The sequence below is a fragment of the Mesorhizobium sp. M1E.F.Ca.ET.041.01.1.1 genome (genome assembly GCF_003997355.1).
GTDB lineage: Bacteria > Pseudomonadota > Alphaproteobacteria > Rhizobiales > Rhizobiaceae > Mesorhizobium.
In genome coordinates this window covers 1-9689 of sequence record NZ_RZSL01000199.1, presented here as the reverse complement: position 1 = coordinate 9689, position 9689 = coordinate 1, and the positions used below count along the sequence as shown (strand labels likewise).

Here is a 9689-nt window from a genome sequence, read left to right as displayed (position 1 = left end):
GACCACTACAACTTCACCGCGCTGAATTTCCCGGAAGGCCATCCGGCGCGCGAGATGCACGACACCTTCTTCTTCCAGCCGGACGAGAAGGGCGAACGCAAGCTTTTGCGCACGCACACCTCGCCGGTGCAGATCCGCACCATGGAGCGGCAGAAGCCGCCGATCCGCATCGTCATCCCCGGCAAGACCTACCGGCAGGATTCGGACGCCACGCACTCGCCGATGTTCCATCAGGTCGAGGGGCTGGTGATCGACAAGACCGCCAACATCGCCAACATGAAGTGGGTGCTGGAGGAGTTCTGCAAGGCCTTCTTCGAGGTGCCGAGCGTGAAAATGCGCTTCCGGCCATCCTTCTTCCCGTTCACCGAACCCAGCCTCGAGGTCGACATCCAGTGCGACCGCTCGCGGCCCGGCGAAGTGCGCTTCGGCGAAGGCTCCGACTGGATGGAGATCCTGGGCTGCGGCATGGTGCACCCCAACGTGCTGCGTTCCGGCGGGCTCGACCCCGACGAATACCAGGGCTTCGCCTGGGGCATGGGCATCGACCGCATCGCCATGCTGAAATACGGCATGCCGGACCTGCGCGCCTTCTTCGACGCCGACGTGCGCTGGCTCACGCATTACGGCTTCAGGCCGCTCGACCTGCCGACGCTGTTCGGGGGACTCTCCACATGACGGCCCCGCACACCGGCGGCTGCCGCTGCGGCGCGGTGCGGTTCGAGGCGTCAGCCGAGCCGCACCACATCAGCTATTGCCATTGCAGCGATTGCCGCCGCGCCAGCGGCGCGCCGGTGTCGGCTTTCGTCGGCTTCATGACCGATCAGGTCGCGCTCGACGGCAAGGCGCTGAAAAGCTACCGCAACGGCCCGGTGGAGCGCTCGTTCTGCGGCACCTGCGGCTCACCGATCGCCTATGTCGACCAGCGGCTCGACAACCGGATCTATTTCATGCTCGGCGCCATGGACATGCCGGCCTATTTCAGGCCGACGCTGCATGCCCATGTGCGCGAGCAACTGCCCTTCCTGCACATGCCGGACGATTTGCCGAGACATCTGAAGACCAGCGTGCCCAGGCCCGAAGAACAAAGACCCGACGGAACACAGTCATGAAATTCACCCTCTCCTGGCTCAAGGACCATCTCGAGACCGACGCCTCGCTTGCCGAGATCGTCGCGCGGCTGACCGCGATCGGCCTCGAAGTCGAGCATGTCGACGACAAGGCGGGCCTGAAGCCCTTCGTCATCGCCAGGGTGTTGACCGCGGTTCAGCACCCCGACGCCGATCGCCTGCGCGTGCTGACCGTCGACACCGGCGACGGCAAACCGCCTGTTCAAGTCGTATGCGGCGCGCCGAACGCCCGCGCGGGCCTGATCGGGGCCTTCGCGGCGCCCGGCACCTATATTCCCGGCATCGACGTGACGCTCTCGGTCGGCAAGATCCGCGGCGTCGAGAGCCACGGCATGATGTGCTCCGAGCGCGAGCTGCAGCTTTCGGACGAGCATACCGGCATCATCGACCTGCCCGAGGATGCGCCGGTCGGCACCAGCTTCGCGGCCTACGCGCATCTCGACGATCCCGTGATCGAGATCAACCTGACGCCGAACCGGCCGGACGCGACCAGCGTCTACGGCATCGCGCGCGACCTCGCGGCGAGCGGCCTCGGCCGGCTCACCGGCGGCGCGATCATGCCGCATGCCGGCGAAGGTCTGTGCCCGGTCAAGGTCACGATCGAGGCGCCCGACCTCTGCCCCGGTTTCGCGCTGGCGCTGGTCAAAGGCGTGAAGAACGGCCCGTCACCGAAATGGCTGCAGCAGCGGCTGATCGCCATCGGACTCCGGCCGATCAGCGCGCTGGTCGACATAACCAACTACGTCACCTTCGACCGAGGCCGGCCGCTGCATGTGTTCGATGCCGCGAAGGTCGCCGGCAACCTCGTGGTGCGCCGCGCCAAGGACGGCGAGACGGTGCTGGCGCTTGACGGACGCGAATACACGCTGACGCCCGAGATGTGCGTGATCGCCGACGACGACGGCGTCGAATCGATCGCCGGCATCATGGGCGGCGAGCATTCGGGCTGCGACGAGAACACCACCGACGTGCTGATCGAATCGGCGCTTTGGGATCCGATCACCACCGCCCGCACCGGCCGCACGCTCGGTATCATCAGCGATGCGCGCTACCGCTTCGAGCGCGGCGTCGACCCCGAATTCATGGTGCCGGGCATCGAGCTGGCGACCAAGCTGGTTCTCGACTTCTGCGGCGGCACGCCGAGCGAGATCGAGGTTGCCGGCTATGCTGGTTACAAGCCGATGATCGTGTCTCTCCCGATCTCGGAAGTGAAGCGGCTGACCGGTATCGAGGTGCCGAAAGAAGAAGCGCTCGGCATCCTCACCCGGCTCGGCTTCGAGCCGCAGGGCTCGGGCGATGTCGTCAAGGTGAAGGTGCCGTCGTGGCGGCCGGATATCGACGGCAAGGCCGATCTGGTCGAGGAGGTGATGCGCATCCATGGCGTCGACAACATCCTGGCCCAGCCGCTGACCTCGCATGACGCCGTCAACGGCAAGATCCTGACCACGCTGCAGGTGCGCACCCGTGCCGCCAAGCGCGCGCTGGCCGTGCGCGGCATGATGGAGGCCGTCACCTGGTCGTTCATCCCGGCCAAACACGCCGAGCTGTTCGGCGGCGGCCAGACCGCGCTGAAGCTCGCCAATCCGATCGCCGCCGACATGTCCGACATGCGGCCCTCGCTGCTGCCCGGGCTGATCGCCGCCGCGCAGCGCAACGCCGATCGCGGCATCGGCGACGTGGCGCTGTTCGAGGTCTCCGGCACCTATGAGGGCGACGGGGCCGACCAGCAGCGGCGCGTCGCCGCCGGCGTGCGGCGCGGCACCGCCAAGCTCGACGGTTCGGGCCGCAGCTGGGCCGGCAATTCCGGACCTGTCGGCGTGTTCGACGCCAAGGCCGATGCGATCGCGGCGCTTGAAGCCTGCGGCGCGCCGGTTGACCGGCTGCAGCTCGAGCCCGGCGGACCTGCCTGGTACCATCCGGGACGTTCCGGCACGATCAAGCTCGGGCCGAAGACCGTGCTCGGCACTTTCGGCGAGTTTCATCCGAGGACGCTGGACGCGCTCGACGCGTCGGGGCCGATCTGCGGCTTCGAGATCTATGTCGACGCCGTGCCGGAGCCGAAGGCAAAGCCGACACGCACCAAGCCAAGGCTGGAGCTGTCGCCGTTCCAGGCGGTGAAGCGCGACTTCGCCTTCGTCGTCGACAGGTCGGTCGAGGCCGGCACGCTGGTGCGGGCAGCTTTGGCCGCCGACAAGAAGCTGGTCACCGGCGTCTCGGTGTTCGACGTCTTCGAGGGCGCTGCGCTGGGTGCGGCAAAGAAGTCGATCGCCATCGAAGTCTCGATCCAGCCTGTCGAGAAGACGCTGACCGACGAGGATTTCGACGCGCTGGCAAAACGCATCGTCGACAACGTCAACAAGCAGACGGGCGGCGTGCTTAGAACGTAAAGGATTGCCGGCGGGTGGCGAATCGCCCTTCAAAGGGCGATGCGCCATCTCCGCTATTCCGGTCTGCCCTTCGAAGAGCAGCGCGCGGCCTTTCTCGGCATCATCGCCGCCGATCCGCTGCTGGCCGAAACGCTGGCGCGGGTGCATGAGCTTGCGCTGCCCGACTGGCTGGTGGTCTCCGGCGCGCTCTACAACAGCGTCTGGAATCATCTGACCGGCAAGCCGCCGGGCTACGGCATCAAGGACGTCGACCTGTTCTATTTCGACGACGCCGACCTCTCCTACGAGGCCGAGGATGCGGTGATCCGCCGGGCGGCGAAGCATTTCGAGGGCCTGACGCTGCCGGTCGAGGTGCGCAACCAGGCGCGGGTGCATCTGTGGTATCCGAAGAAATTCGGGCAGGAGTGCCCGCGCTATACGAGTGCGAGTGAATCGATCAGCTATTTCGCGTCGAAGACGCATGCGGTGGGGGGTGCGGTTCGATACCGAAGGGCGGCTCGATCTGGTGGCGCCTTTCGGACTCGACGACCTTTTTTCGTTCCGCATCGCGCCGAACCGAGTGATGGACAACCAGCAGACACATGATGCGAAGGGCAGGCGGGCGAGGGAGACTTGGTCTGAGATTAGTGTGGTGCCGTGGTAGGGCTGAATCCGCATCGCCAAGCGGATAAGGAGCCTAATGTCTGCGGGACAGCACCCCCCTCTGCCTTGCCGGGCATCTCCCCCGCAAGGGGGGAGATTGGCAGCTTCGTCGGCGGCGCTCTTTTGCAACGTTGGCGATTAGCGAAGGCAAGGGCGACATCTGATCTCACCCCTTGCGGGGGAGATGGCCGGCAGGCCAGAGGGGCGTGCCTCGCGCCAACGTTTCAAACATTTGCGTCGCAAGTGCAAAGAGGGGCCGCCGAAGCGCCCCTCTCGATTGCCCAGTGATCCGGTTTCACCCATTCACCAGCGCCAGCAGCTCTTCCGTGTAGCGCTTGCCGACCACCTTGTCGGGCGACAGCGCATCGCCGATCGCCGCGACCTCGGCCGCGCTCAGCGCGATCCCCGCCGCCGCCGTGTTCTGCTCCAGATGGCGGAGCTTTCGCGCGCCGGGGATCGGCACGATGAAATCGCCCTGGTGCAGCACCCAGGCGACCGCCAGTTGCGCCGACGTCACGCCCTTTTCCGCCGCCATGTTTTCCAACACCGCGATGACGGCGTTGTTGGCTTCCATGGCCTCGGCCTGGAAGCGCGGCAGGCCGAGGCGCCAGTCGCCGGCGCCGAGCGCATCCGGCTTGCTGAGCGTGCCGGTGAGCAGGCCGCGTCCGAGCGGGCTGTAGGGCACGAAGCCGATGCCGAGCTCCCGGCAGACAGCGAAGACCTCGTCCTCGGGATCGCGGCTCCACAGCGAATATTCGCTCTGCACGGCTGCGATCGGGTGCACGGCATGGGCCCGGCGGATGGTCGCCGCACTTGCCTCCGACAGGCCGAGCGCGCGTACCTTGCCCTCGCGCACCAATTCGGCCATGGCGCCGACCGTGTCCTCGATCGGCACTTTCGGATCGACGCGGTGCTGGTAATAGAGGTCGATGACATCGGTGCCGAGCCGCTTTAGCGAGGCTTCGGCCACCGCCTTGACGTGCTCGGGGCGGCTGTCGACACCGGCCATGCGGTCGGTGCCCGTGCCCTCATCGAGAATCTTGAAGCCGAATTTGGTGGCGATGGTCACCTTGTCACGCACCGGCTTCAGCGCCTTGCCGAGCAGAATCTCGTTCTCATAAGGGCCGTAGACCTCGGCCGTGTCGAAGAAGGTGACGCCGATCTCGACGGCGCGGCGCAGCGTGGCGATCGCTTCCGCCTCCGGCTGGCCGCCATAGCCGAAGCTCATGCCCATGCAGCCGAGGCCGACGGGGAAGACTTCGAGTTCAGTTCCAAGCTTGCGGGTTTGCATGGCGCATCTCCTTGTTGCGATGAGGGAGAGATAGCGCCTCGCAATGCGTTCGATAATTCTGTCTCTTTTGCACGGCTTGTTCTATAAGATAGATCAATGAATCGAACGAACCTTTCCCAGCTCGCGGTGCTCGCGGCCGTCGCCCAATGCGCCAGCTTCCGCGGCGCCGCGCGCGAGCTCGGCATCGCACCGTCGGCGGTGAGCCACGCGGTGTCGAGCCTCGAGGCGCGGCTCGGCGTGCGGCTCTTGGCGCGCAGCACGCGCAGCGTCTCCCCGACCGAGGAAGGCGCGCAGCTTTTGGAGCGGCTGCGGCCGGCGCTGTCCGAGATCGACCTGGCGCTGGAAACAGCGGTCGAGGCGCGCGACCGACCAGCCGGGAATCTCAGGCTCAGCGTGCCGCGCACCGCCGCGCATCTGGTGCTGACGCCAAGGCTCGGCGCCTTCACTGCCGCCTATCCCGAGATCGTGCTGGAGATTGTCATCGAGGATCGCTTCACCGACGTGGTCGAAGGCGGGTTCGACGCCGGCGTGCGCCTCGGCGAAAGCCTGCAGCGCGACATGATCGCGGTGCGCATCGGGCCCGACCTTCGCGGCGCCGTGGTCGGCGCGCCGTCCTATTTCGAGGCGAGGCCGAAACCTCGCCATCCGCGCGATCTGGCCGATCACCGCTGTATCCGCTTCCGTTTTTCCAGCGGCATCCTCTACCGCTGGGAGTTCGAGAAGGACGGCGAAGAGATCGAAATTGCCGCGCAAGGGCCGCTGATCCTCGACGAGGACCATCTGATCGCCCAGGCGGCGGTCGACGGCGCCGGGCTCGCCTTCGTCTTCGAGCCCTATGTGCGGGCGCCGCTCGCCGACGGCAGGCTGATCCGCGTGCTGGAAGATTGGTGCCCGTCCTTCGACGGCTTTTTCGTCTATTATCCGAGCCGCCGCCAGATGCGGCCGGCGCTGAGGGCCTTCGTCGACTTCTTCAGGGTCAGCGGTTAGCCTACCCTCCCCCTTGTGGGGAGGGTCGATCCGCATAGCGGATCGGGGTGGGGTTCTCGTAGGGCGCTACCCCGTCGCTTCGCGCCAACCCTCCCCACAAGGGGGAGGGTGGAAGAAAGCCGGAAGCGAAGGCGTTTGCACACCATGCAGTCATCCATCACCAACACCACGACCCGTTATGGCTGGGCGATGATCATCCTCCACTGGCTGATCGGCGCGATCTTCATCGGCCAGTTCGTGCTCGGCTTCGTCATGGTGCGGATCGAAAGCCAACGGACGTCCTTCGAGCTGATCCAGTTGCACAAATCCTTCGGCTTCCTGCTGCTTGGGCTGATCATCCTGCGCATCGCCTGGCGGCTCGGCAACGCGGCGCCGGCCTTGCCGGTTTCGGTCGGGACACTAGAGCGCAAGGCGGCGCCGCTCGCTCATTTCGCGCTCTATGTCTTCCAGATCGCGCTGCCCCTCTCCGGCTGGGCGCTGGTTTCGGTCTCGACGCTGGAAATCCCGACCATGCCGTTCAACCAGTTCGTAATGCCCAACCTGCCGCTCACCGAATCCGACGCCGCCGAAAGCTTCTGGTCCGCCACGCACCGGTATCTCGCCTATGCCGGCACCGCGCTGGTCGCGCTGCATATAGCGGCGGCGCTGCGCCACCATTTCCTGCTGCGCGATACTGTGGTGAGGCGCATAATCACGCCTTCGTCAGGCGGGGAATAGAGCGGGCCAGTCATACGTTGATGGGGCAAGAACGCAAAAATGCGTATCTCCGAAAGGAACGAACCCATGACCGCGCGCATCCTCGGATTGGCGGCCTTTGCCGCTTGCCTTGCCATGCCTGTCTACGCGGCCGTCGCTCTCAGCGACGCCGCCGGCAGCTACACGATCAGCCCCTCGGGCTCCAGCATCCACTTCACCATCGGCAAGGCCGGCGGCGGCGGCTTCGACGGCGCCTTCGGCCGCTTCAAGGGTACGATCCGCATCGACAACAGCGATGTCGGACGCTCGAAGGTCGACCTCACCATCTATCCGGAAAGCGTCGGCACCGGCCAAGGCCGCATCGATGCCTTCCTGCGCTCCGACGCGGTGTTCGACAGCGCCAACAACCCGGAGATCCAGTTCCGCTCGACAAACGTGACACGCACCGGCGACACGACGGCCCTTGTCACCGGCCGCTTGACGGCGCGCGGCAAGACGTTTTCGGAAAAGTTCACGGCCGAGCTCGACGGATTGAAGTCCGGCACGATCAAGTTCCATGTCACCGGCAAGGTGCTCAGGTCGCGCTACGGCATGGATGTCGGCACGCCGCTCTATTCCAACGTCGTCGACTTCAACATGACGCTGATGGGCAGACGAGGCTAGGCGCGACCCTTTTCCTCGCCCCCGCGAAGGCGGGGGAGAGGTGGCTCGGGCGAAGCCCGAGACGGAGCGGGGGACGCCCTCCGCGACTGCAAAGCCGTCTGAGAAGTTGGCGGCTATCAGGCACCTTCGACTCCGGGGCCGGCTCTTTACGAAGTCCCCTCTCCGTCCCGGCTTCGCCGGGCCACCTCTCCCCACTTCGTGGGGCGAGGAACTGGCGCACCGCATTGGCTTTTCCGCCAATTTCGGGCAAACCTCGTCGCCTGTAAATCGACATGGAGAAGCACGATGTTCCGATGGGGTGTTCTGTCGACGGCCAAGATCGGCCGCGAGCAGCTTTTGCCGGCGATCGTGGATTCGGAAAACGGCGTGCTCTCAGCCATCGCCAGCCGCGATCTGTCGAAGGCCCGCGCGCTTGCCGACCGCTTCGGCGCCCGCCATGCATTCGGCTCCTATGAGGAGCTGCTCGCCTCCAAGGACGTCGACGGCGTCTACATCCCGCTGCCGACCTCGCAGCATGTCGAATGGACGGCGAAGGCGATCGGGGCGGGAAAACATGTGCTGGTCGAGAAGCCGCTGGCGCTCGACGCCAAGGACATCCCGCCGCTGATCAAGCTGCGCGACGAAAAGAAGGTGCTGGTCTGCGAGGCCTTCATGGTCGTCTACCACCCGCAATGGATCAAGGTACGCGACCTCATCGCCGACGGCGCCATCGGCCGGCTGCGCCATGTGCAGGGCGCGTTTTCCTATTACAATGTCGACCCCAAGAACATGCGCAACCAGCTCGACCTCGGCGGCGGCGCGCTGCCCGATATCGGCGTCTATCCGACGGTGTCGACGCGGTTCTCGACCGGCAAGGAGCCGGTCCGCGTCCAGGCCAGTATCGAGCGCGACAAGACCTTCGGCACCGACATCTATTCCTCGATCCGCGCCGATTTCGGCGACTTCGAATTGTCCTTCTACCTCTCGACGCAGATGGCTGCGCGCCAGGTGATGATCTTCCACGGCGAGAAGGGTTTCATCCAGGTGTTCTCACCCTTCAATGCCGGGCTCTACGACCACCACCGCATCGAACTGCACAACCAGAACCACACCGAGGCGCAGGTGTTCCGCTTCCCGGGCACCCAGCAATATCGGCTGGAATGCGAGGCTTTCGTGCGCGCCGCCCAAGGCGGCAAGGACCGCGTCTTCACGCTGGAGGAATCGGTGCTCAACCAGAAGGTCATCGACGCCATCTTCCGCGCCGGCGACAAGGACGGCTGGGAACCCGTCTGACAGGTCGCCAAAAGGACGCTTGGGGGGAGAAAGAAGATGGCTGACGACGCGGACGTGATCATTGTCGGCGCGGGGCTGGCCGGCCTCGTCGCCGCGGCCGAGCTGGCGGAGGCCGGCAAGAAGATCATCATCATCGATCAGGAACCGGAGCAATCGCTGGGCGGCCAGGCCTTCTGGTCGTTCGGCGGGCTTTTCCTGGTCGATTCGCCCGAACAGCGCCGCATGCGCATCCGCGATTCCCACGACCTCGCGCTCGAGGACTGGATGGGCACCGCCGCATTCGACCGTCCGGAAGATTTCTGGCCGCGTAGATGGGCCGAGGCCTATGTCGGCTTCGCCGCCGGAGAGAAGCGCTCATGGCTGATCGAAAGAGGCTTGAAATTCTTCCCGGTCGTCGGCTGGGCCGAGCGCGGCGGCGGCAATGCAAGCGGCCACGGCAATTCGGTGCCGCGCTTCCACGTCACCTGGGGCACCGGGCCCGGCGTGATCGAACCCTTCGTCCTGCGCGTGCGCGAGGCGCAAAAGCGCGGGCTCGTCCAGTTCAAGTTCCGCCACCGGGTCAACGAGATCACGTTGATCGGCAAGACGGTGACTGGCGTGCGCGGCGACGTGCTGGAGCCAAGC

Annotated in this window: 9 protein-coding genes and 1 pseudogene; 9 read left to right on the top strand and 1 reads right to left on the bottom strand. The window is 65.7% G+C overall.

Annotation, left to right across the window (positions count from 1 at the left end; all coding sequences use genetic code 11):
- The 4 genes and pseudogenes from pheS to EOA38_RS17635 all read left to right on the top strand — a co-directional run.
- On the top strand, positions 1 to 675 hold a 675-nt coding region (pheS, locus tag EOA38_RS17650), incomplete at its 5' end, for a phenylalanine--tRNA ligase subunit alpha (protein WP_127299817.1).
- On the top strand, positions 672 to 1109 hold the full coding sequence (locus EOA38_RS17645) for a GFA family protein (RefSeq protein ID WP_127299816.1): 438 nt from the start codon (positions 672 to 674) through the stop codon (positions 1107 to 1109). The genes pheS and EOA38_RS17645, both read left to right, overlap by 4 nt.
- Positions 1106 to 3514: a phenylalanine--tRNA ligase subunit beta gene (gene pheT, locus EOA38_RS17640; protein WP_127299815.1), complete on the top strand. Its 2409-nt coding sequence runs from the start codon at positions 1106 to 1108 to the stop codon at positions 3512 to 3514. Before EOA38_RS17645 ends, pheT begins: the two co-directional genes overlap by 4 nt.
- A 39-nt stretch (positions 3515 to 3553) precedes the next feature.
- Positions 3554 to 4157 (top strand): annotated as a pseudogene (locus EOA38_RS17635) (nucleotidyltransferase family protein).
- Positions 4158 to 4451: 294 nt separating this feature from the next.
- On the opposite strand, the gene EOA38_RS17625 reads toward EOA38_RS17635, so the two are convergent.
- A complete protein-coding gene (locus EOA38_RS17625) occupies positions 4452 to 5447 on the bottom strand; it encodes an aldo/keto reductase (protein ID WP_127299814.1) in 996 nt (331 codons plus the stop codon).
- A 96-nt stretch (positions 5448 to 5543) separates the two neighbouring features.
- On the opposite strand from EOA38_RS17625, the gene EOA38_RS17620 reads away from it, so the two are divergent.
- From EOA38_RS17620 to EOA38_RS17600, 5 genes are all read left to right on the top strand, one after another.
- On the top strand, positions 5544 to 6434 hold the full coding sequence (locus tag EOA38_RS17620; RefSeq protein ID WP_127299813.1) for a LysR family transcriptional regulator: 891 nt from the start codon (positions 5544 to 5546) through the stop codon (positions 6432 to 6434).
- A gap of 144 nt (positions 6435 to 6578) precedes the next feature.
- Positions 6579 to 7151 carry a cytochrome b gene (locus EOA38_RS17615; protein WP_127299812.1) on the top strand — a complete coding sequence of 191 codons (573 nt, stop codon included), beginning with the start codon at positions 6579 to 6581 and terminating at the stop codon, positions 7149 to 7151.
- A gap of 66 nt (positions 7152 to 7217) precedes the next feature.
- On the top strand, positions 7218 to 7793 hold the full coding sequence (locus tag EOA38_RS17610) for a YceI family protein (protein ID WP_127299811.1): 576 nt from the start codon (positions 7218 to 7220) through the stop codon (positions 7791 to 7793).
- A gap of 285 nt (positions 7794 to 8078) precedes the next feature.
- Positions 8079 to 9065, top strand: a complete 987-nt coding sequence (locus tag EOA38_RS17605) for a Gfo/Idh/MocA family oxidoreductase (protein ID WP_127299810.1) — start codon at positions 8079 to 8081, stop codon at positions 9063 to 9065.
- Positions 9066 to 9101: 36 nt separating this feature from the next.
- Positions 9102 to 9689 (top strand): FAD-dependent oxidoreductase (locus EOA38_RS17600; RefSeq protein ID WP_127299809.1); only part of this gene is annotated, 588 nt, incomplete at its 3' end.